This window comes from Vibrio tritonius, from assembly GCF_001547935.1.
GTDB lineage: Bacteria > Pseudomonadota > Gammaproteobacteria > Enterobacterales > Vibrionaceae > Vibrio > Vibrio tritonius.
This window is the reverse complement of sequence record NZ_AP014636.1, coordinates 581357-602324: the sequence shown is the minus strand read 5'-3', so window position 1 is coordinate 602324 and position 20968 is coordinate 581357. Positions and strand designations below refer to the sequence as shown.

Sequence of the window (20968 nt, the reverse complement as noted above, 5' to 3'; positions counted from 1 at the left end):
TCGGTTATTGTCCTAGCAACGTTGATGAAAAGACAAAAGCCAGACTCAGAGTCTGGCTTTCTTCTAAGAACGTAATGAACTCGATTATTCAGTCAGTTGTAATGCTTCGTTCATCACATGGAAAATGTAGTTTTGTTCTACGGCGCCTTGGAACAAGTATGCTTGTGGGCCACGAGCAAAAATCGCTACATCTTCACCAGAGTGAGTTTCGGATGCCAGTTTCAGCAGTGATTGTTGATGGTAGTTAACGTCTAACACTTCTTTTTCGGTTGGATTTGGACGCTTAGCCCCTGCCGTCGCAACCGCACCAGGGCCATTACCGTACATCAATGTGGTATAACGTTTACCGTAATCATCGAGATTATAACGACCATTTTTCTTAGACAAACCTAAAATTGGGTTACCACGGTCAGCATAACCATTTGAAATCAATGTATGTGCGTGGTCAGCCGTGACAATCACTAAAGTGTCTTCAGGATTAGTTTTGGCTAAAGCCGCTTTAATCGCATTATCATAAGCCACGGTTTCAGAGAGAGCGCGCGCGGCATTACCATCGTGATGCGCGTGGTCAATACGGCCTGCTTCAACCATGAGGATATAACCCTGTTTCTTTTGCGAAAGTAAGTCAATCGCTTTTGTGGTCATATCGGCAAGTGAAGGCTCTTCATCCTTACGCTCAATATCGTATTTCATATGGCTTGGCTCAAACAAACCAAATACCGGTTGACCATTTGCTGCGATTTGGTCAAAACCTTTCTTGTCATAGACATATTGGCCTTGCGGATGAGACGCTTCCCACTCAGTGATCAAGTTACGACCATCTTTACGCTTACCTTTACTGCCCTCTTCATCTACGACAGTGTTAGGTAAGAATTCACGACGACCACCACCAAATACCACGTCCATGCCTTTGCCACCGTTAAAGGTTAACAGTTGCTGAGCAATGTCTTTACAACCTTGGTTTTTGGCTATATTTGGCATTGCGGCATCGTTTTCCCAATCGCGGTCAGCAGAGTGTGCATACGTCGTAGAAGGTGTTGCATGGGTAATACGAGCAGTCGACACCACCCCCACAGCTAACCCTTTTTCTGCCGCCATTTCCCAAGCACTTTTTGCTTCGTGACCACGTGCGGTGCTACAAAAACCGCGTTGAACGTTATCATCAATGCTGATAACACCTTGTTTGGTTTTTACGCCAGTAACCATTGCCGATGCTGTACCGGCAGAATCTGGAGTTTGTGCATCGGTATTATAGGTTTTCGAAAGCGCCATGTTCGGCATTTTTTCCATTGCCAAACGGTACTCTTCACCTTGTAGACCTTGCAATTGACCCGCGTAAATACGCGCTGCGGTAATAGTACCGATACTCATACCATCACCCACGAAAAGAATCACATTTTTTGCTTTCTTGTCGATAGGTCGATTTGCTTTAGCCTTAGCAATATCGCTTTGAGCCTGTTGATACCACACGTCGTTTTGCTGTGGATTGGTTACTTGAACATGGCTTTGCGTTGCGCTACAGCCAACTAACGTTGCGAATAGACTGCTAAGGGCAATTATTTTTGTATTAATCACGAAATACTCCGTTTTCTAGATTTAATTAGACTAACAAGTAGCTGTTATTAAACGATGATTTACATTACGGATTCGTGACATCTTGATGAAGCTTCTATTGCCCCACTTGTATTTGCTGTTGCAACGACATTAGGATGAATCATCTCTTAAATGATTAAGCCAACAAATATGCAGCACAAATTACTGTCATTCACTTACCTACTCACATGCCTATTTTGCGTTTCTGCTCAGGCAAAAACCAACGCACAAACGATCGATTGGGATGCATTAATTCCTAAGCAAACGGCTCTTTCAACACCAACTAACTCAGCTATTGTGAATCATAATGGCGAACGTGCACCACAAAAAACAGATGTGGCATACCGAACAGATCTCGATGGGAAACGGGTAAAGATTCCCGGTTTTGTTATTCCTTTAGAGGGGGATGATAAAGTGGTGACAGAGCTGTTATTAGTGCCCTACTACGGCGCTTGTATTCATGTTCCGCCACCACCAGCTAACCAAATTGTTTATGTGAAGTTTAAACAAGGTGCACCGCTGCAAGGTTTGTGGGACACCGTTTATATTGAAGGTACGCTATCGGTACAAACCACTGAATCGGAGTTTGCTCAAGCGGGTTATCTGCTAGATGGGATAAAAGTCACCGCTTATACAGAAGCGCCTTAAAAATCCCAGTCTTCATCTTCGGTTGCCACCGCTTTACCTATCACATATGAGGAGCCTGACCCTGAGAAGAAGTCATGATTTTCGTCTGCATTAGGCGACAGCGCCGCCATGATAGCTGGGTTAACCTGACATACCTCATCAGGGAATAGCGATTCAAAGCCAAGGTTCATTAGCGCTTTGTTGGCATTGTAATGGAGAAAGTGTTTTACATCTTCAGTCAAACCAACTTCATCATAAAGCGATTCGGTATACTGATTTTCTAACTCATATAGGGAGAACATAAGTGCGAAAGCATCATCTTTCATCTTTGCTTGTTCTTCTAGACTGAGTTTTTTGAACGCTTGCTGAAATTTATATCCAATATAATAACCGTGAATGGCTTCATCGCGAATGATTAGGCGGATTAAATCGGCGGTATTGGTCAGTTTGGCTCGACTAGACCAATGCATTGGCAAATAGAAGCCGGAGTAAAATAAAAAGCTCTCTAAAAAGACACTAGCCACTTTCTTTTTCAAAGGATTCTGTTCAGCTTGGTAATCTTCGAGAATCATACTGGCTTTACGCTGCAACAGCGTGTTCTCTTCAGCCCAACGAAATGCCTCATCAATTTGCGGTGTGGTACACAAAGTCGAAAATACAGAAGAGTAACTGCGCGCATGCACCGCTTCCATAAAAGCGATATTTGATAGCACCGCTTCTTCATGTGGGGTTTGAGCATCAGCCATTAATGCCGGTGCCCCCACACTATTTTGTATTGTGTCGAGCAATGTTAACCCGGTAAATACGCGAATCGTTAAGGTTTGCTCTTGCTCGGTGAGTTGTTTCCATGTCTGAATATCGTTGGACAAAGGCACTTTTTCTGGCAACCAGAAATTAACCGTTAAACGGTTCCAAATCTCTAAGTCTTTGTCATCTTGCACGCGATTCCAGTTGATGGCTTTTATGCTTTTGACGTCTGTCGTTGTAGTCATAGTAATGTCCTTTAATTAGAGCGAGCAAGAGACGCAACCGTCAACCTGAGTACCTTCGATCGCTTTTTGACGCATTCGAATGTAATACAACGTTTTGATGTTGTTTTTCCATGCGTAAATTTGGGCTTTATTAATGTCACGCGTTGTCACGTTATCGTTGAAAAATAGAGTCAAGGATAAGCCTTGATCCACATGCTGTGTGGCAGCGGCATACACATCGATAATCGCTTTTGGACCAGTATCATAAGCATCACGATAAAATTCGAGGTTATTGTTATCAAGATAAGGCGCAGGGAAATACACTCGTCCAATCTTACCCTCTTTACGAATTTCAATTTTGGCGGTAACTGGATGAATAGAAGCCGTTGCATCATTGATGTAACTGATTGATCCTGTGGGTGGAATGGCTTGAAGATTACAGTTGTACAGGCCATGTTTCATGACTTGATCTTTGAGTGCAGCCCAATCCGATCGGCTAGGTGATGATACGCCAAGCTTTTCAAACAGCTCACAGACTGTACTCGTGCGAGGCTGAAAATCTTCCTTTATGTACTTGTCAAAAAAAGCGCCACTGGCATACGTCGATTGTGCAAACCCATCAAACGTGGTCTTTTTTTGCTGTGCAAGTCGACTGGACGCGGTAAGACAGTAATACAAAATGGTGGCAAAATAGGCCTGCGTAAAATCGATAGCTTCTTGACTATCATAATGAATTTTCTCTCGCGCCAAAAAGCCATGAAGATTCATTTGCCCAAGCCCAATAGCGTGACTCTCATCGTTTCCTTTACGAATCGATGGAACGCTGTCGATGGCACTCATTTCTGATACCGCTGTCAGCGCTTGAATAGCTACATCCACGGTACGTTCAAGGTTACCGCCATCAAGGGCTTTCGCAATGTTGATCGACCCTAAATTACAGGAAATATCACGCCCCAGTTTCTGGTAACTTAAATCATCATTAAAGTTCGATGCTTCATTCACTTGCAGAATTTCGGAACACAAATTCGACATATTGATCCGACCTTCAATCGGATTGGCGCGATTCACAGTATCTTCAAACATAATATAGGGATAGCCCGATTCAAACTGTATTTCCGCCAGTGTTTGAAACAATCCACGCGCGCTTATCTTACGTTTTTGAATTCGCGAGTCGTCGACCATTTCATAATATTTTTCGCTCACACTGATTTCAGAAAAAGGCAGACCATACACTCGTTCAACATCGTATGGCGAAAACAAATACATATCTTTATTCTGCTTGGCCAGCTCTAAGGTAATATCGGGAATAACCACACCAAGACTCAATGTCTTAATACGTATTTTTTCATCTGCATTTTCTCGTTTAGTATCTAAAAATTGCAGAATATCAGGATGATGAACATTAAGATAAACTGCGCCCGCACCTTGTCTTGCTCCCAATTGATTTGCATAAGAGAAACTATCTTCAAGTAGCTTCATCACTGGGATAACCCCAGAACTTTGATTTAATATCCCTTTAATGGGGGCTCCCTGTTCACGCAAATTACTGAGTAATAGCGCCACGCCTCCGCCGCGTCGAGAGAGTTGTAATGAGGAGTTGATCGCTCGACCTATACTCTCCATATTGTCTTCTATTCGCAGTAAAAAGCAGGAAATTAACTCACCGCGGCTGGCTTTCCCTGCGTTGATAAAGGTTGGGGTTGCAGGTTGGAAACGTTGATGAATGATTTCATCCATCAAAGAAATAGCGAAATCTTCGTCTCCGCGCGCCAAAGTTAGAGCGGTCATCACTACGCGATCTTCAAACCGTTCAAGGTAGCGCTTACCATCACGGGTTTTTAAGGCATAAGACGTGAAGAATTTGTAAGCACCAAGAAACGTACGAAAGCGAAATTTCACTTGGTAAGCACGCTGCCAAATATGTTCAATAAATTCATTGCGGTATTGAGTCAGTATTTCTGCTTCGTAATACCCTTCACTTATCAAATAGTCGAGCTTCTCACTTAGGTGGTGGAAAAAGACGGTATTTTGATTAACGTGCTGTAAGAAAAACTGCCGGGTAGCTTCTTTATCGGCGTTAAATTGAATGTGGCCGTGCTCGTCTAGCAGGTTAAGCATTGCGTTGAGCGCATGGTAATCCAAGTGCTCATGGTTGAACGTTTTGTCCATGATGATTCCAAAATTTTTCCAGTCCGTGACGTACGTTTTTTACGTCTTGTGGGGTTCCAGCCAATTCAAATTGATACAACAAAGGAACGTTGCATTTGCGAGAGATAATTGAACCCGCAAAAGCAAAAAACTCTCCAAAGTTGCGATTTCCCGATGCAATAACACCGACCAATAATGTGCGGATAGCAGTTTGATTAAGGAGATGAATAACAGGCTTAGGAACGGCCCCCTTTCCTTCTCCATCGGCGTAGGTTGGGCATATCAACACAAACGGCTGTGTAATAGTCGGTATGTCTTGGGTTCGTGTCTGCGGTAAGCGAATAGCGGGCATGTTTAGCTTTTCAACAAACCGCTCGGTATTACCGGAAGCACTTGAGTAATAAACGATCATCCGTCAGTGACACTCACGAAAAAATACGGCTAATCATGTCAGGGCGAAAGCCACACCAATGCTCACTCCCCGCTACAACAACCGGTACTTGCCTATAGCCCATTGCTTGTACAGTTTTCATTGCCTCATGATTTTCAGTTAAATCGATAACCTGATGTTTTATGCCTTTTGCTTCAAGGGATTTAACCGTTGCCGCGCACTGAACACATTGAGACTTTGAGTAAACGATGATTTCCATGCCTATCCTTAATGTTAATGATTATCATTTGATATCTATATATAGTAGCCATAGGCTTATCAATGTCAACATGTAGTGAATCACATTTAAATCCGCAAAAAATCCATGGTTGATATTTTGTTGATAATAAATATCATTATCATGTTTTATGCAGAATAAGGAATGCCAGATGAGCGTTCATAGTTCAGAGTCAAATCAAATATCCATTCATGATATGGATTGGAAAGGCCTAGAGTTAAGTCAGCCTGCAGCACAGCGTATCGCGCAACTTTCAGAGCAAGGACAGTGGTTTCATTTGAGTGTACGACCTTCTGGCTGCACCGGATTTGCGTATGAAATAACACTAATAGACTCACCAGCGTCGACGGATCTTAAATTTTGTTCGCAAAATGTTGAGTTTCTAGTGGCACTAAATGCCATGCCAATGGTCGACGGAACCGAAATTGATTATGTCCGTCAAGGTCTCAATAGCAGCTTTGTGTACAACAACCCGAACGTGAAAAACGTCTGCGGTTGTGGCGAAAGTTTCGGAGTTTAATGATGCCCGCAGTTGAAACGCAATCAGAAGTCGAAGCGATGCTCACCCGCTCGCAATACAAAGAAGGTTTTTATACAGATATGTCGACGGATACTTTGTCCGTCGGCTTGAATGAGCAGGTAGTTAGGGCGATTTCCGCCAAGCGTAATGAGCCTGAATGGATGTTGGAATTCCGACTTGATGCTTTTCGAAAATGGCAAAAAATGCACGAACCTCATTGGCTAAAAGCGCAATACCCTAACCTTGATTATCAACAGTTCAGCTATTACTCAGCGCCCTCTTGTGACCAGTGTGATCCACTAGCTCAAGACGATGGATCAAACGAATTCTTAACACAGGATGTAGAAGAAGCGTTCAAACAACTTGGCGTGCCCGTCCGTGAAGGGGCTGAAATTGCTGTTGATGCTATTTTTGATTCTGTATCTGTTGCCACAACCTATCAAAACGAATTGAAAAAGCTGGGTATTATTTTTTGCTCTTTTAGTGAGGCCATTCAAGCCTACCCAGAGTTAGTCAAACAATACCTTGGTACCGTCGTTCCTGCCGATGACAATTTTTTTGCGGCTTTGAATGCCGCTGTCGCCTCTGACGGTACCTTTGTTTATATTCCCAAAGGGGTTCGCTGCCCAAGAGAACTATCGACCTATTTTCGGATCAACCAAGCGAAGACCGGACAATTTGAGCGCACCATTTTAGTGGCGGATGAAGGAGCTTATGTTAGCTATATCGAAGGTTGCTCTGCGCCAACGCGAGATAGCTATCAATTGCACGCCGCCGTGGTAGAAGTGGTGATACACAAGCATGCAGAAGTGAAGTATTCGACAGTTCAAAACTGGTTCTCAGGTGAAGAAACATCGCAAGCAGGCATTTTAAACTTTGTAACCAAACGCGCGGTATGTGAAGGCGATTTTAGCAAAATGTCTTGGACTCAGTCAGAGACTGGTTCAGCAATAACATGGAAATACCCAAGTGTTATTTTAAAAGGCGATAACTCAGTTGGAGAGTTCTTTTCTGTGGCGCTGACAAGTGGTGCTCAGCAAGCGGATACGGGCACCAAAATGATCCATATTGGTAAAAACACGCGCTCGACGATTATTTCCAAAGGGATTTCCGCAGGTAAAAGTCAAAACAGTTACCGCGGGTTAGTTAAAATTCTACCTAGCGCCACCGGAGCGCGAAACTTTACACAGTGTGATTCCATGCTCATAGGGACACAGTGTGGTGCGCATACTTTTCCTTATGTTGAAGTGAAAAATCCAACCGCCCAAGTGGAACATGAAGCGACCACATCAAGAATTGGTGAAGACCAATTGTTTTATTGTGTACAAAGGGGCATTAGTGAAGACGACGCCATCTCCATGATTGTAAACGGATTTTGTAAAGACGTTTTTTCTGAATTACCTCTGGAGTTTGCAGTTGAAGCGCAAAAACTTCTTTCTATCAGCCTTGAACATAGTGTGGGATAAACCAAATGCTGGAAATTAAAGATTTACATGTCAGTGTCGAGGATAAACACATCCTTCAAGGCATTAACTTAAGCGTAAAGCCCGGAGAAGTGCATGCCATCATGGGTCCAAATGGCTCGGGCAAAAGTACCCTATCTTCCGCATTAGCGGGCAGAGATGAGTATCAAGTTACACAGGGGCAATGTCTTTTTAATGGTAAAGACCTCGCCGAATTAGCCCCAGAAGAACGTGCAGGAGAAGGTATTTTCTTAGCGTTTCAATACCCGGTTGAAATCCCCGGCGTAAGTAACAAACTGTTTTTAAACACGGCCCTGAATGGGATTCGTCAATATCGAGGTCAAGAGAATATCGACCGCTTTGATTTTGAAGATTTGCTCGAAGAAAAGGCCGAACTTCTCAAGATGCCGATGGATTTATTACAACGCGCCGTCAATGAAGGTTTCTCAGGTGGTGAAAAAAAACGTAATGACATCCTACAAATGGCGGTCCTTTCTCCACAACTGTGTATTTTGGATGAAACCGATTCAGGCTTAGATATTGACGCATTAAAAGCGGTCTCTGCTGGCGTTAATGCCCTACGAGACGGACAGCGTTCGTTTATTATGGTTACGCACTATCAACGCATTTTGGACTACATCAAGCCCGACTTTGTTCATGTGTTATACCAAGGCAAGATCATCAAATCTGGCGATCATACGTTAGCAAAACAACTAGAGGAACGTGGCTATGGTTGGCTTACTAACGAATGCTGATACTCCATCACTTCAACGCTTACATTCCCTAGTTCAATCTGAACTCTGGCAGCAAAAGCAATGGCAAAAGATGGTGCAATTAGGGTTGCCTGGACCTAAAGATGATGCATGGAAGTACACATCATTAGTAGAGTTTGAGCAGTTACCCCTTCAAACAGCCGCTTGTCGTTCAGACGATACCATTTCGTATGAAAGCCTGAGCCTCAATCTCGATAGTTATCGATTAGTCTTTTTGGATGGTCGCTTACTGATTCGCTGCTCAGACTGGATTCCTAAAGTGGATGTAACCCCCTTGTCAAAGCTCAGTGATATTGAACGTCACGGTTTAAGAAAAGGAATAAAACCAGATGCTTTTACTTATTTGAGTGATGCCACAGCCACTTCAGGCGTTTGGTTAGATGTGGAGCCAAACAACGTCATTAATAAACCTATCTATTTATTGCACATTAGTAGCGGTATTAGAGGAGAAGTGTGCAGTTATCGTCATCATGTGAATCTTGGTCACCTCTCAGAATGTGAAGTGATTGAGCATCATATTTCTCTTGAGCAAGGCGGAGGAGTAACGTTTTCTCGGCTAACCTGCGATGTGGGTGATGGCGCACGCTTTTATCATACTAAATTGATTGAAGAGTCTTCAACACAGCATCACTTTTCCCATAACGACTTGGCGATATCTCGTGATGCTTGTGCGTTTTCCAATACATTTTTGCTCTCAGGCTTATTGTGTCGCCATCAAACAAGTAGCCATCTGATGGGGGAAAATGGCCAGGTCGAAATAAATAGCCTATCCACTCCAGAGCATAAGCAAACCTTTGATACTAGGACCTACACCTGTCATCAAGCCTCTCACTGCCGAAGTGAACAGCAACATAAAACCTTGGCAACAGAGCAGTCAAACGGGGTTTTTGAAGGCATGATTTACGTTACTCCTGATGCCATCAAAACGGATGGACAAATGGATTGTCATGGACTGCTGTTAAGTAAGCAGGCTCAGATAAACAGTAAACCGCAATTAGAAATCTATGCCGATGATGTTAAATGCAGCCATGGTGCGACAACGGGACAAATCGACCCGCTACAAATTGACTATATGCGAGCTAGGGGGATTTCTAAATCAAAAGCGATACAGATGCTGACTTTGGCATTTGCCTCAGATGTGGCACTTAAGATTCGACACCCGCTTGTTCGGCAATATGTTTGCGACACGTTGGAAAACCGCTTAGCGAGAGAGAAACAAAATGATTGAACTGACGGCAATTGAAAGCCCTTGGGTTGAAGATTTTCCTGCGTTAAAAACACAAGTTCATCAAAAAACGTTGCGGTATTTGGATACGGCGGCAACGGCCCACACACCAACCTGTGTAATCGATCGCATCACACAATACTATTGCCAAGACTACGCCAGTGTTCACCGTGGTGCTTATTATCTGAGCAATAAAGCGACTAAGGATATGGAGCACGCTCGGCATAATGTGGCGACATTTTTAAATGCCGAAGCAGATCGCAACATCATTTTTACTAAAGGTACAACAGAAGCAATTAACCTAGTAGCCAACAGTTATTTACGTGCGTTGCTAGCTGAAGGCGATGAAATCATTGTTACGGAAATGGAGCATCACGCTAACTTAGTGCCTTGGCAATTATTGGCTGAAATGTGTGGCGCAGTCATTAAGGTGTGGCCTTTGAGTCAAGACCAGACATTAGACTTAAACGAACTAAAAAGCTTGACCACTAACAAAACCCGACTTATTGCGGTTTGCCATGTTTCCAATGTTTTGGGCACCGTTAACCACATAAAAGAGATCACACAGCTTGCCCGCAAACAACGTATACCGGTGCTCGTCGATGGAGCGCAGGCGGTATTACATCAAAAGGTCGACGTTCAGGACTTGGGGTGTGATTTTTACGCCTTTTCCGGACATAAGCTTTATGGCCCAACGGGCATCGGGGCTTTGTACGTTGCCAATACTCGACTCGAATACATGAAACCATGGGAAGGCGGCGGCTCGATGATAAATCAGGTGACACTGCCGATGGGAACCTCCTACGCAAAAGCGCCTTGGTGTTTTGAAGCTGGCACCCCCAACATTGCTGGCATTTTAGGTCTCTCAGCAGCCATAGATTACCTTGAATCGATTGGCTTTGAAAATATCACCAACCACGAAAGACAAATCATGGCCTATTTGATGGAAGAGCTTAATCTGGTACCTAACATTGAAATTTACGGTGACCGGCAAAGAGATAGCAGTGTCGTGGCGTTTAACTTAAAAGGCGTGCATGCGTTCGATGTCGGCGCATTTTTAGACCAGTACGGTATTGCGATACGAACCGGACACCATTGTGCTATGCCGCTTATTAAACGTTTGGGACAAAATGCTGTGTGTCGCGCATCGATAGGTTTGTACACTCAATCGTCGGATATTGATGCTTTGGTACAAGGATTAAAACGTATTAATCAATTATTAGGACAACCCACATGACACCAGAGCGACTCGTCAAAAACTTTGCACGATGTAATGACTGGGAAGAACGTTATTTGTATCTCATCGAGCTAGGACAACGTTTACCCCCTTACCCAAGCGATAAAATGAGTGAACGCCACCTAGTTGAAGGTTGCCAAAGCAAAGTCTGGTTAGCGATTGAGGAAAACGACTATCAGATCGTATTTGATGCAACCAGCGATACATTGATCGTCAAAGGGCTTATTGCATTAATCCGCATTGCATTTAACGAAAAAACTCCTTTGCAGATCATTGATTTTGATATAGATAACTGGTTTGAACAGCTTGGTTTGACTAGTCACCTCACGCCCAGTCGACAACAGGGCCTTTATGCCATGGTGAATAAAATACAAAGATTTGCTTCAAGGGCATTGCATATAACATCGTAGATTTTATGCCACTTATTCAAATTTTCAGACTATTCAAAGGTGCGACTAAAGGCTCTTTATTCATCGTCAATCAGTCGCTTACCTAAACCTAACACCTGGTCATCTTGGTAGCCTAACTTCTCATAGAAAGTGATAACTTGCGTATTAGTGCTGCGCACCTGCAAGTTAATTTTAGGGCACCCTTGCGCAAGGAGAAGCCTTTCAACAGCCTGCATCAACGCTCGTCCTAACCCTGTTTGCTGCGCATCAGGGTTAACAGCAAGGTAATTAATCCAACCTCGATGACCATCGTATCCCCCCATCACCGTCCCCACTACTTTGCCATCAACTAAACCAACCAGAAAGAGCTCAGGGCTGTGCGCCACCTTACGCTCAATATCTTTTGAAGGGTCATTCCAAGGCTTAACTAATCCACATGCGTTCCATAGTTCAATGACAGCCGCCTGATGTTCAGACTGATAGGGCGTAATGATCACAGCTTATCTCTCCTTAGATTAACCATCTGATAATACGAACCAAATTAACTTGATCATTGCTGACAAAGCAATAGCAATCTTGAATAAAACGCTCACATATTGCGTTACGTATCACGCCGTTTTTGCTAATTGGCGTTTATCTCGCAATAAATACGCAAGATCACTTTTTAGCTCAATAATAGTGATCAACCCTAAAAAAATGGAAACCGGTTTCCAGATTTTCCTTATTTTGGGAAAATACGTGGTACCAAACACAAAATAAGTATGGTGGGGTTTATATACTGCCGCAACGAGGTACCCGAGAATCAAAAGGGTAATCTTGATTCAATAACATCAAACAAAGGGCAAATATAATGAAAAATACTCTACCTAAACTGACCACAATCTATTTTGCAGTGCTAAGTTGCATATCATTCAATGCCTTAGCGGCTGAAACTTCCTCAACTGCAATAACCAATGAACAGATCCAAAAAATAGAACAGTTACAAAATCAATATGAAGTTCAACTTCAAGAGCTCGAAGCACTAAAAGCACAATATAAAAATAATGATCAAGCTGAAAATGGTGCAACCTATCAATCGCTAAAAGAACTGATGGACCGAATTTCTATCTTTGGTTTTTTCCGTGCCAAATATGATCACGATGATCCAGAACCAACCGGTTCAGGCGCCAATAACAAACATTTTTATATGGATTTGGAAGGAAAAATGAAAGTCTCCGATATTTGGGATGCTCGTTTTCAAATCGAAACACGCAAAGGATATACCGTTGATCAATCTTGGCGTGACGGAGATAAAGGCAGTAGCGACCAAGATGGGACATTACAAAGAATCTGGGTGGAAGGACGCCCTGCCAATATTGGGGTAGCCCTCGGTACAAAATGGTGGGGATATGGTTTCCAAGCTGTCCCATTTGGCCACGCCGCCGATGGTATTCAACTTGATTATGACGTGGTAGACGATTGGAATGCGAAGGTGTTTTGGCTGCGTCCACGTCAAGGTGATTTGGTCACCATGCCTAATGGGCAAGAAACGCAAATAGCCGGGCTTAATATTACCGGTAGCATTCTCGACAATTTGCAAACCAGCTTAACCTACGCCACGAATGACAATCATAATGACGACCAAAAGATGGAAAATATGGGGGCATTCGAACTGCAAATGCAGGCAACTTCCGATATTTTGCTGCGCGGCGCCTTTGTTATGACCGATGCAGATGACTACAACACCAGCCAAGAATACCGGATTGACTATAAACAGACCGATTTAGAAAAAGTGGGAAGTTATAGCTTATATACACGATATATTGATTTTGAGGCTTATGGTGATTACTCCCATGATGATGAATGGGGTTCATTACCAGGTGATGCAAAAGGTTGGATATTTGGTGCGAAGTATGTCTTGATGCGTAATGTCATTTGGGAAACCTTCTACTCGGTTCAACAGCGTAATCGTGCAACTGAAGCGCATTATCGCGATCTATTCCGAACCCAAATCGATTTCCATTTTTAGGACGTTGGTTACTTACATAGTTAGTTACTTACATAAACGCACCCCATTTAGCCTAGCCAAAACCGTTGACTAAATGGGGTTGCGGTAATTTGACCTATAGCAACGGCCTCTTCACATTACTTTGTATGTAATTTCTCTTGCTGCTCAAGCACCATCCGTTCATGCGTGCGAAAAAACGGCACGTAACAAAAGTAAGAAATCAAGATGGCAATAATCGTCATCAATGCGTTGTTAATGCTGCCATTAGCCGCCCATGCGGCACCAATCGGTGCGGGTAGTGTCCAAGGCAACATCATTACCACACGATCAAGAATATCAACTGAAGTAAGGTACCAAACTAAGGTAGCATTAATCAGAGGCACACCGATAAACGGAATAATAAATACTGGATTCATAATAATGGGAAAACCAAATAAAATTGGCTCGTTGATATTAAAAATTGAAGGGATAAGCGCCACTTTACCGATTGATTTTATTTGATTCGATCGACTTTTAATCGCGAGATACACCAATGGCAGCGTTGAACCGACCCCACCTATCAACAAGAAAAAATCCCAAAAAGACGCAGTGTAAATATGTGGTAGTAATGTACTCCCACTTTCCATAGCCTGTTGATTTATCAATAAATTGGTCATCCAAAAAGGATTCATTATACCGGTAACCACAATAGAACCATGTATACCAACAAACCAAAGTAGTTGGCAAACTAATACGGAAATGAGTACTGCGATTAAACTATCAGAAGCCAATACCAAGGGTCGAAATAGCTGTTCGATTACCTGGGGTAAATGCATACCGACTTTGCTTTCTAGTAAGCTATTAAATACTGATACACTTACAAATACGATAAATATAGGAATAAGCAACTTAAAGGTTTGTACTGTAATTCGCGGGACATCTTCTGGCATACGAATATACCAGCCCTTAAGAATACATAAATGAATGATTTCAACTGCATATAAACTGGCCACCAGCGCTGTAAATATCCCCGAACCACCTAAATACCGAATATCAATACTCTGACTATCGGCAACCCCAGATAACAATAAAAATGCCATGCTGCCCGTTAATCCCGATAACCGCTCGGGAAGGTGATACTGCTTAGCTAAACTCGTGGCAACACCAAATGCGACAATTAACGCAACCATACCTAACGTTAATTTGTAAGTCGGTAATATAATAGGTCGAATCGTGATCAAAAAATCTTCCCACCACAAAGAACTACTCATGATCTGGTCTGGGACATTCATCAATGGAAACATAAATGGCACAAACAAACAGCCGATAAAAATAAACGGCATAGATAATTGAAATCCATCACGAAGTGCACTGATATGAACGCTAGAACTGATCATACGAGCCGTTGGCGCGACATAATGGTCTAAATTAATCGTTAATAGCCGAGTGATAATATGTTTCATAGCAACCTCCTGTTGAAGGTTTTCACTTTCGGAAACCGTTTATCCAACTAGACTATCTTTTCACATTAATTAAGGAATTGATAATTAACCGATCACACATTCATAAGAACAAATAGGCGGACATTTTTCCCAAAAAATCAGATGCGCAGCGGTTATTTGTTAATCAGATCAAATTTTGTTTCTTCCCTGTTCTCAATTTAATGATCCTTTTCACACTCTTTTAGAAACCATTTGGAAACCGGTTTCCAAATGGTTTCTAAAGGCGCATAGTGACATTGTTAAATCGATAAGGAGTACGAATTATGAACAAAATTATGCTGTGTTGCTCTGCAGGGATGTCGACTTCAATGCTGGTAAAGAAAATGGAAGCCGCCGCGAAACAAGAAGGGATAGAAGTACAAATTGATGCCTTTGGTGCTTCGGAGTTTAGTAATCATGTTGCCGATTACGAAGTGGTACTCATAGGTCCTCAAGTTAAGTACATGAAACCTGACTTACAAAAGATTGCAGACCCTTACGGCATCAGCGTAGAACCCATCGACATGATGGATTACGGCATGCAAAACGGAGAGAAAGTTCTGCATTTTGCACTCGACCTGATAAACGAACATGCATAACAGAATCCATTAACTTCAGGATAATAATATGAGTACCCTATACAATCACATGGTCGACATTATCGAACAGAAAGTGTCACCCGTTGCCGCCAAAATGGGACAACAAAAATACGTAATGGCAATTCGTGATGGTTTCATTGCTGCCTTGCCATTTATGATCGTTGGTTCATTTATCTTGGTGTTCGTCTTTCCACCATTTTCTGCGGATACGACTTGGTCATTCGCCCGTGGTTGGCTTGACCTATCAGCCAAGTATCGTGATCAGTTGATGTTACCGTTCAATTTGAGCATGGGGGTTATGACCCTGTTCATCTCTGTTGGGATAGCGGCAAGTTTGGCTCGTCACCATAACCTTGACCCACTTACCACTGGCTTATTGTCTTTGATGTCGTTTTTGTTGGTTGCTGCGCCGCTAAAAGATGGCACCATTTCAATGCAATACCTATCAGGACAAGGGATCTTCACCGCCATCATTACCGCGATTTATTCCACGGAAGTATACGGTTTACTCAAACGCAAAAACATCACCATAAAACTGCCACCAGAAGTGCCAACCGGTGTCGCTCGTTCATTTGAAATCTTGATTCCTGTGCTGGCCATCATTCTCACACTCCATCCGCTTAACCTCTTTATTGAAGCGGAAACGGGCATGATCATTCCGCAAGCGATCATGGCATTGATTCAACCGCTTGTTTCTGCATCAGATTCATTACCCGCTGTGTTGCTTGCGGTGTTTATCTGTCAGATTTTGTGGTTTGCAGGGATCCACGGTTCACTTATCGTCACCGGGATCATGAATCCATTCTGGATGGCAAACTTATCCGCCAACCAAATGGCGATGGCCGCAGGCGCCACCACTATGCCTCATATTTTCTTACAAGGCTTTTGGGATCACTACCTGTTAATTGGTGGTGTGGGTTCAACCTTACCTCTTGCCATTCTACTCATGCGCTCAAAAGCGGTTCACTTAAGAACCATAGGCAAAATGGGCATCGTCCCTGGGCTATTTAATATCAATGAACCCATCTTGTTTGGTGCGCCCATTATCATGAACCCGGTCTTCTTCCTGCCATTTATTCTTGTCCCTATGGTCAACGCAGTCTTTGCATGGTTTGCGGTCGACTTAGGCTTGGTCGCTCGCGTGGTCTCTCTCACACCATGGACCACCCCAGGTCCTATTGGGGCATCTTGGGCAGCAAATTGGGCCGTGAGTCCAGTAGTACTGTCACTGTTTTGTATGTGTTCTGCGGCGTTAATGTATTTGCCATTCCTAAAAGCCTATGAAAAGCAATTACTTGCAAAAGAGGCGGCAGAAGAAAAAGAGAAAAAAGAGCACAAAATGCACGGAACCCCAGCATCAAGTCACTAATTGTTTCACACTTAATCTAGCGGATTATGAGCGCATAATCCGCTGTAAGGAACCAGATTATGCTTTATCAATTTCCACCCGACTTTTATTGGGGCAGCGCCGCCTCCGCCACACAAACAGAAGGCGCCGCCGCTATGTTCGGCAAAGGTGACAACATTTGGGATCATTGGTATCAACACGAGCCGAATCGATTCTATCAAGGCGTTTCTCCCCAAGACGCCTCCACCTTTTACCAACACTATCAAGACGATATTGGCCTGATGAAAGCGATAAATTTCAATAGCTTTCGAACCTCAATTTCCTGGTCGCGCTTGATTCCCAACGGCATAGGTGAAGTCAACCAGCAGGCAGTGGAATTCTACAACAAGGTCATTGATGAGCTGATTGAACACAATATTGAACCATTTTTGTGTCTATTCCACTTTGATATGCCTCTGGCAATGCAAAACATGGGCGGATTTGAAAATCGAAAAGTCGTGGCGGCCTACGCCAATTACGCTGAAACCTGCTTTAAGCTTTTTGGTGACCGAGTTAAGCATTGGTTTACTTTTAATGAACCCATTGTGACCGTTGAAGGCGGTTATCTCTATAATTTTCACTATCCGAATGTGGTGGACTTTCGTCGCGCTGCGACCGTTGCTTATCATACGGTACTGGCTCATGCCGAAGCCGTTAAGCGATATCGAAAACTGGCACTCAATGGCAACATCGGCATTATTCTGAATTTAACCCCCTCTTATCCACGTTCAGACAATGATGCCGACCGTCTCGCCTCTTTTCATTGTGACCTTTTGTTCAACCGAAGCTTTTTGGATCCCGTGGTTAAAGGAGCCTATCCAAGTGAGTTGATTGAACTGCTGGAACACTATCATCAACTACCTGAAATTGAGATTGGTGATTGCCGGCTCATCGAACAAGGCAAAGTGGATATGCTTGGCATCAACTACTATCAGCCCCGCCGTGTTCAAGCCAAATTACACTCAGTCGATCGTACCAACCCATTTATGCCAGAGTGGTTATTTGATGAATATCGTATGCCCGGGTGCAAGATGAACCCTCACCGTGGCTGGGAAATCTACGAAAAAGGCGTGTACGACATTTTGATCAACCTGCGTGATAACTACGATAACCTCCCCTGTTACATTTCCGAAAACGGCATGGGCGTAGAAGGTGAAGAGAAGTTTATGCACAACGGACAAATTCAAGATGACTACCGTATTGATTTTGTACGCGAGCATTTGAAATGGATCCATCGAGCCATTGATGAAGGGTCAACCTGTTTTGGTTACCACATGTGGACCTTTATCGATAACTGGTCGTGGTGTAATGCCTATAAAAATCGTTATGGCTTTTATCGACTCGATTTGGCTACTCAACAGCGTTCACTTAAAAAAAGTGGCGAATGGTTTGCACAAATCGCCAAACACAATGGTTTTACTGATGTAAAAACAGGAGAACAATCATGGAATTAGAAGATCAAGTCATGGGCATCATCATAAACGCAGGGCAAGCTCGCAGCCTCTGTTTTGAAGCACTGCGCGCCGCAAAAGAGGGGGACTTTGCCAAAGCGGATACATTACTCAAAGAGTCCACCACTTTTGCCAACCAAGCACACCTAGTGCAAACCCAACTGATTGAGGAAGATCAGGGCGAAGGGAAAACGCCAATGACACTCATTATGGTACACGCCCAAGATCACCTCATGACCTCAATGTTGGCTAAAGAACTGATTACTGAGCTGGTCGAAGTTCATCGAGAGCTGGATAAAAACAAACAGCTATCAGCGGCTTAATGTGTAACACCCCAGCAGACCAATTCGGGGAGGTGAGGTTTGCTGGGCCACGCGATATTTGACCATCTATCAGCTTGTGTAATGGCAGTTTAGGGGTAAAATGAAACGGTTGGGAACCGTTTTCCCACCGTGTTTATGATTGAATGCGCAAAGCGCCACATAGGATTGCCATGGCCACTATCAACGATGTTTCCCGCCTTGCTAATGTATCAAAAGCTACCGTATCTCGAGTACTTAGCGGCACTCGGGGCGTAAAAGAAGAGAGCAGAGAAGCGGTATTAAAGGCCGCTGAAGCGCTGAACTATCGTCCCAATGTCATGGCACAAAGCTTAGCCACACAGCGTTCCGATTATATCGGCGTAGTGCTTTCCTCTACCGATGCAGGCCAAGTTTCCACTTACCTTCCTATGCTATCTAAGGCTCTGAAAAAACGAAAAAAACAGATGCTAGTGAGTTTTGCTGACAACGAAGCTGAGTTCGCCCGAACCATCGCTGACTTCGATAGTGGCCTATGTGATGCCATCATCGCGGTGGGCGGTACAGCTGCCACGCTGACCCACAATGTGGATAACATTATTACCATTGATGGTGGTGTTGACGGTAAAAATCGTTCTATTTCCTATGATTACCGGTTTGCATGTGAAAGCGCCTGCCGTTATTTATCCAGTAAAGGACACTCCTCTATCGCGATTCTCTTGGATGGCAGTGGTTACGCCGCCGATCAAGTATTAGAGGGCTACAAAACCGCCATGCAGAACTTGGCCATGCCAATCAATCGCCAACTGATCGTCAACGCGACCGAAAGTCCTGAGCTGGCTGCGATGAATCTGCTTAATAGCTATTCGCCTTTTACTGCGCTTATCGTTATGCGTGATAGCCATGCCGCCATTGCGATGAAAATGCTTAAAGATTTTAATCTATCGACACCACAAGAAGTCTCTATCATGTCCCTAGAAGACTCCTTTCTTGCCAACCAACTCAGCCCAGCCCTCACCTGCATCAGCTATCCCTCAGAAAAGTTAGTCAATGCCGCGATGCAAGAGTTGGATCACCTCATGAGCTACCAACCAAGCGAAGAACCGCTTTTGATTCAAGGTAACTTAGTCACTCGTGATTCGGTGGTTAATCGTAAATAGGGGGTGTGTAAGAACTTAAATGACAATCATTAATGGAAACTTAGCCACTATAGTTTTTCAGATTCCCCCAATACTTTAATAAATAAAAAATCAGCAGTATTTCGTTCATTGCTTATACTGCTGATTTATGATCGTTAACTAGCTTACGCTATCGTGTGCTTTTCATCAGGGAAATGACCTGAACAAACATCTGCGATATATTTTGCAGCGGCTTTATGAATATTCCCAGTTTCCTCTAAAAAGTTTTTCGAAAACTTAGGCATATAATTAGCAGAAATACCGAATATATCGTGCATAACTAAAATTTGCCCATCGGTTTGATTACCAGCACCAATACCAATCACTGGAATATCAACTGATTCAGTAATTTTTGCAGCTAAAGCTGCCGGAACACATTCCAGAACAATCAACTGTGCTCCTGCCGACTGTAAAGCTAATGATGTACGAAGTAACTGTTCCGCTTGGTCCTGCTCTCGCCCTTGAATCTTATACCCACCCAAAACGTTGACTGCTTGAGGAGTCAAACCTAAATGAACACAAACTGGGACAGATCGTTCCGTTAATTTCTTAACTGTATCGACCAGCCATTCACCTCCCTCTATTTTCACCATGTTTGCTCCGGACCGCATGATACGTGCAGCATTCTCACAAGCCTCTTCTGGTGTGACATAACTCATAAAAGGCATATCTGCCATTAGTAATGAATTCGGACTACCTTTACGCACGCAGCGTGTATGATAAACAATATCGTCCACGGTCACTGCTAACGTGTCGTTTTCTCCCTGAAGAACCATACCAAGCGAATCACCAACCAACAAAACCGGCATTTCCTGACTCTCGAATACCTGCGCAAAACTGGCATCATAAGTGGCGATACTCGCAAATTTTTTGCCTTCGCGTTTCCACTTCATCAAATCATTAATGGTGATTCTTTTCATTATAAAACCTTTTAATCTTTAACTAATATTCTGATTTATCTTAATTAATTTTTATACAAATACTAAAAGGAGA

At 43.3% G+C, this 20968-nt stretch carries 21 protein-coding genes; 13 read left to right on the top strand and 8 right to left on the bottom strand.

Annotated features, from left to right (window positions below; genetic code table 11):
* Positions 1-84: 84 nt before the first annotated feature.
* The gene (locus JCM16456_RS17905) at positions 85-1575 is read right to left on the bottom strand and encodes an alkaline phosphatase (RefSeq protein ID WP_225250417.1); all 1491 of its coding nucleotides are present in this window, start codon (positions 1573-1575) and stop codon (positions 85-87) included.
* A gap of 150 nt (positions 1576-1725) precedes the next feature.
* Here JCM16456_RS17905 and JCM16456_RS17900 point away from each other — a divergent pair, with 150 nt between their 5' ends.
* Positions 1726-2241: a DUF3299 domain-containing protein gene (locus JCM16456_RS17900; protein WP_231894473.1), complete on the top strand. Its 516-nt coding sequence runs from the start codon at positions 1726-1728 to the stop codon at positions 2239-2241.
* On the opposite strand, the gene nrdF is transcribed toward JCM16456_RS17900, so the two are convergent.
* Genes nrdF through nrdH form a run of 4 tightly spaced genes read right to left on the bottom strand, consistent with a single transcriptional unit; the run spans position 2238 to position 5989 of the window.
* A complete protein-coding gene (nrdF, locus tag JCM16456_RS17895) occupies positions 2238-3212 on the bottom strand; it encodes a class 1b ribonucleoside-diphosphate reductase subunit beta (protein WP_068717058.1) in 975 nt (324 codons plus the stop codon). The two genes, JCM16456_RS17900 and nrdF, sit on opposite strands and share 4 nt — an antisense overlap.
* Positions 3213-3227: 15 nt before the next feature.
* Positions 3228-5360: a class 1b ribonucleoside-diphosphate reductase subunit alpha gene (nrdE, locus tag JCM16456_RS17890; protein WP_082712367.1), complete on the bottom strand. Its 2133-nt coding sequence runs from the start codon at positions 5358-5360 to the stop codon at positions 3228-3230.
* Positions 5338-5751 (bottom strand): class Ib ribonucleoside-diphosphate reductase assembly flavoprotein NrdI, encoded by a 414-nt coding sequence (gene nrdI / locus JCM16456_RS17885; protein WP_068717053.1) that lies wholly within the window; start codon positions 5749-5751, stop codon positions 5338-5340. Before nrdI ends, nrdE begins: the two co-directional genes overlap by 23 nt.
* A 13-nt stretch (positions 5752-5764) precedes the next feature.
* On the bottom strand, positions 5765-5989 hold the full coding sequence (gene nrdH / locus JCM16456_RS17880) for a glutaredoxin-like protein NrdH (RefSeq protein WP_068717050.1): 225 nt from the start codon (positions 5987-5989) through the stop codon (positions 5765-5767).
* Between the two features lie 169 nt (positions 5990-6158).
* Between nrdH and JCM16456_RS17875 the strand changes: the two genes are divergently transcribed.
* The 6 genes from JCM16456_RS17875 to sufE are packed head-to-tail and all read left to right on the top strand — an operon-like array spanning position 6159 to position 11635.
* Entirely contained in the window at positions 6159-6527 is a 369-nt protein-coding gene (locus JCM16456_RS17875) for an iron-sulfur cluster assembly accessory protein (protein ID WP_068717048.1), read from the top strand.
* Between the two features lie 2 nt (positions 6528-6529).
* Positions 6530-7993, top strand: a complete 1464-nt coding sequence (sufB, locus tag JCM16456_RS17870; RefSeq protein WP_068717046.1) for a Fe-S cluster assembly protein SufB — start codon at positions 6530-6532, stop codon at positions 7991-7993.
* 5 nt (positions 7994-7998) lie between these two features.
* A complete protein-coding gene (gene sufC, locus JCM16456_RS17865; RefSeq protein WP_068717044.1) occupies positions 7999-8745 on the top strand; it encodes a Fe-S cluster assembly ATPase SufC in 747 nt (248 codons plus the stop codon).
* Positions 8720-9991, top strand: coding sequence for a SufD family Fe-S cluster assembly protein (locus JCM16456_RS17860; protein WP_068717042.1), 1272 nt, complete (start codon positions 8720-8722; stop codon positions 9989-9991). Before sufC ends, JCM16456_RS17860 begins: the two co-directional genes overlap by 26 nt.
* Positions 9984-11225 carry a SufS family cysteine desulfurase gene (locus JCM16456_RS17855; protein ID WP_068717041.1) on the top strand — a complete coding sequence of 414 codons (1242 nt, stop codon included), beginning with the start codon at positions 9984-9986 and terminating at the stop codon, positions 11223-11225. Before JCM16456_RS17860 ends, JCM16456_RS17855 begins: the two co-directional genes overlap by 8 nt.
* Positions 11222-11635, top strand: coding sequence for a cysteine desulfuration protein SufE (gene sufE, locus JCM16456_RS17850; RefSeq protein WP_068717039.1), 414 nt, complete (start codon positions 11222-11224; stop codon positions 11633-11635). The genes JCM16456_RS17855 and sufE overlap by 4 nt, the downstream gene beginning before the upstream one ends.
* A gap of 56 nt (positions 11636-11691) precedes the next feature.
* On the opposite strand, the gene JCM16456_RS17845 is transcribed toward sufE, so the two are convergent.
* The gene (locus JCM16456_RS17845; protein ID WP_068717037.1) at positions 11692-12111 is read right to left on the bottom strand and encodes a GNAT family acetyltransferase; all 420 of its coding nucleotides are present in this window, start codon (positions 12109-12111) and stop codon (positions 11692-11694) included.
* Between the two features lie 353 nt (positions 12112-12464).
* On the opposite strand from JCM16456_RS17845, the gene JCM16456_RS17840 reads away from it, so the two are divergent.
* The gene (locus JCM16456_RS17840; RefSeq protein ID WP_068717035.1) at positions 12465-13622 is read left to right on the top strand and encodes a hypothetical protein; all 1158 of its coding nucleotides are present in this window, start codon (positions 12465-12467) and stop codon (positions 13620-13622) included.
* A gap of 116 nt (positions 13623-13738) precedes the next feature.
* Here the strand turns inward: JCM16456_RS17840 and JCM16456_RS17835 are convergent, their stop codons facing one another.
* A complete protein-coding gene (locus JCM16456_RS17835; RefSeq protein WP_068717033.1) occupies positions 13739-15043 on the bottom strand; it encodes a PTS sugar transporter subunit IIC in 1305 nt (434 codons plus the stop codon).
* 302 nt (positions 15044-15345) lie between these two features.
* Here JCM16456_RS17835 and JCM16456_RS17830 point away from each other — a divergent pair, with 302 nt between their 5' ends.
* The 5 genes from JCM16456_RS17830 (at position 15346) to JCM16456_RS17810 (ending at position 19957) form a co-directional block, all read left to right on the top strand.
* Positions 15346-15660 carry a PTS sugar transporter subunit IIB gene (locus tag JCM16456_RS17830; RefSeq protein WP_068717031.1) on the top strand — a complete coding sequence of 105 codons (315 nt, stop codon included), beginning with the start codon at positions 15346-15348 and terminating at the stop codon, positions 15658-15660.
* Positions 15661-15688: 28 nt separating this feature from the next.
* A complete protein-coding gene (locus tag JCM16456_RS17825) occupies positions 15689-17029 on the top strand; it encodes a PTS sugar transporter subunit IIC (RefSeq protein ID WP_068717029.1) in 1341 nt (446 codons plus the stop codon).
* Positions 17030-17088: 59 nt separating this feature from the next.
* Positions 17089-18501 carry a glycoside hydrolase family 1 protein gene (locus tag JCM16456_RS17820; RefSeq protein ID WP_068717027.1) on the top strand — a complete coding sequence of 471 codons (1413 nt, stop codon included), beginning with the start codon at positions 17089-17091 and terminating at the stop codon, positions 18499-18501.
* Positions 18492-18821, top strand: a complete 330-nt coding sequence (chbA, locus tag JCM16456_RS17815) for a PTS N,N'-diacetylchitobiose transporter subunit IIA (RefSeq protein ID WP_068717025.1) — start codon at positions 18492-18494, stop codon at positions 18819-18821. The genes JCM16456_RS17820 and chbA overlap by 10 nt, the downstream gene beginning before the upstream one ends.
* Before the next feature lie 170 nt (positions 18822-18991).
* Positions 18992-19957 (top strand): LacI family DNA-binding transcriptional regulator, encoded by a 966-nt coding sequence (locus JCM16456_RS17810; protein ID WP_068717023.1) that lies wholly within the window; start codon positions 18992-18994, stop codon positions 19955-19957.
* Positions 19958-20100: 143 nt separating this feature from the next.
* Here the strand turns inward: JCM16456_RS17810 and panB are convergent, their stop codons facing one another.
* A complete protein-coding gene (gene panB, locus JCM16456_RS17805) occupies positions 20101-20895 on the bottom strand; it encodes a 3-methyl-2-oxobutanoate hydroxymethyltransferase (RefSeq protein ID WP_068717021.1) in 795 nt (264 codons plus the stop codon).
* Positions 20896-20968 lie beyond the last annotated feature (73 nt).

Bases quoted from the DNA above. Each gene is read 5' to 3' on its own strand.
- sufB (WP_068717046.1), top strand. From the start codon at position 6,530: ATGCCCGCAGTTGAAACGCAATCAGAAGTCGAAGCGATGCTCACCCGC.
- JCM16456_RS17825 (WP_068717029.1), top strand. From the start codon at position 15,689: ATGAGTACCCTATACAATCACATGGTCGACATTATCGAACAGAAAGTG.
- nrdE (WP_082712367.1), bottom strand. From the start codon at position 5,360: ATGGACAAAACGTTCAACCATGAGCACTTGGATTACCATGCGCTCAAC.
- panB (WP_068717021.1), bottom strand. From the start codon at position 20,895: ATGAAAAGAATCACCATTAATGATTTGATGAAGTGGAAACGCGAAGGC.
- JCM16456_RS17830 (WP_068717031.1), top strand. From the start codon at position 15,346: ATGAACAAAATTATGCTGTGTTGCTCTGCAGGGATGTCGACTTCAATG.
- JCM16456_RS17835 (WP_068717033.1), bottom strand. From the start codon at position 15,043: ATGAAACATATTATCACTCGGCTATTAACGATTAATTTAGACCATTAT.
- JCM16456_RS17855 (WP_068717041.1), top strand. From the start codon at position 9,984: ATGATTGAACTGACGGCAATTGAAAGCCCTTGGGTTGAAGATTTTCCT.
- sufC (WP_068717044.1), top strand. From the start codon at position 7,999: ATGCTGGAAATTAAAGATTTACATGTCAGTGTCGAGGATAAACACATC.
- JCM16456_RS17810 (WP_068717023.1), top strand. From the start codon at position 18,992: ATGGCCACTATCAACGATGTTTCCCGCCTTGCTAATGTATCAAAAGCT.
- nrdH (WP_068717050.1), bottom strand. From the start codon at position 5,989: ATGGAAATCATCGTTTACTCAAAGTCTCAATGTGTTCAGTGCGCGGCA.
- nrdF (WP_068717058.1), bottom strand. From the start codon at position 3,212: ATGACTACAACGACAGACGTCAAAAGCATAAAAGCCATCAACTGGAAT.
- JCM16456_RS17900 (WP_231894473.1), top strand. From the start codon at position 1,726: ATGATTAAGCCAACAAATATGCAGCACAAATTACTGTCATTCACTTAC.
- JCM16456_RS17840 (WP_068717035.1), top strand. From the start codon at position 12,465: ATGAAAAATACTCTACCTAAACTGACCACAATCTATTTTGCAGTGCTA.
- JCM16456_RS17860 (WP_068717042.1), top strand. From the start codon at position 8,720: ATGGTTGGCTTACTAACGAATGCTGATACTCCATCACTTCAACGCTTA.
- JCM16456_RS17875 (WP_068717048.1), top strand. From the start codon at position 6,159: ATGAGCGTTCATAGTTCAGAGTCAAATCAAATATCCATTCATGATATG.
- chbA (WP_068717025.1), top strand. From the start codon at position 18,492: ATGGAATTAGAAGATCAAGTCATGGGCATCATCATAAACGCAGGGCAA.
- JCM16456_RS17820 (WP_068717027.1), top strand. From the start codon at position 17,089: ATGCTTTATCAATTTCCACCCGACTTTTATTGGGGCAGCGCCGCCTCC.
- sufE (WP_068717039.1), top strand. From the start codon at position 11,222: ATGACACCAGAGCGACTCGTCAAAAACTTTGCACGATGTAATGACTGG.
- nrdI (WP_068717053.1), bottom strand. From the start codon at position 5,751: ATGATCGTTTATTACTCAAGTGCTTCCGGTAATACCGAGCGGTTTGTT.